This is a genomic window from Streptomyces sp. SID5910 (assembly GCF_009862125.1).
Taxonomy (GTDB): domain Bacteria; phylum Actinomycetota; class Actinomycetes; order Streptomycetales; family Streptomycetaceae; genus Streptomyces.
Window position 1 is genome coordinate 1 of the sequence record NZ_WWHX01000461.1, and the last position, 485, is coordinate 485.

A 485-nucleotide genomic window follows, 5' to 3' on the forward strand; every position below is an offset into this window, starting at 1 on the left:
CTCCTCGATGTCAATCGCCTCACTCGTCCGCCCCGCCTCCCAATAGAAAAAAGCGAGGCTCGAGCGCGCAGTCAGAGTGTCGGGATGGTCCGCACCCAGAATCCGCTCACGATCTCCAGCCACCTGCTCCCCGACTTCGATGGCCTCACTCAGCCGCCCGACCGCCTGGTAGTAGACAGTGAGGCCGGCACGCGCGGTCAGGGTATCGAGATGGTCCGCCCCCAGAGTCCGCTCACGATCCCCAGCCACCTGCTCCAGCAAATCGATGGCCTCACCCATCCGCCCCGCCTGCTGATAGGAAGCGGCGAGGTTGGCACGCGCGGTCAGGGTGCTGGGGTGGTCCGCACCCGCAACCCGCTCACGATCGGCGACCACCTTCTCCTCGATGTCAATGGCATCGCTCGTCCGCCCCGCCTCCCAATAGGAAAAGGCTAGGCTCGAGCGCGCAGTCAGAGTATCGGGATGGTCCGCACCCAGAATTCCCT

Annotated in this window: 1 protein-coding gene; it reads right to left on the reverse strand. The window is 64.9% G+C overall.

Annotated features, from left to right (window positions below; genetic code table 11):
- Positions 1–485, reverse strand: a 485-nt coding sequence (locus GTW67_RS16175; protein ID WP_161165523.1) for a tetratricopeptide repeat protein, incomplete at both ends; no start/stop codon positions are given.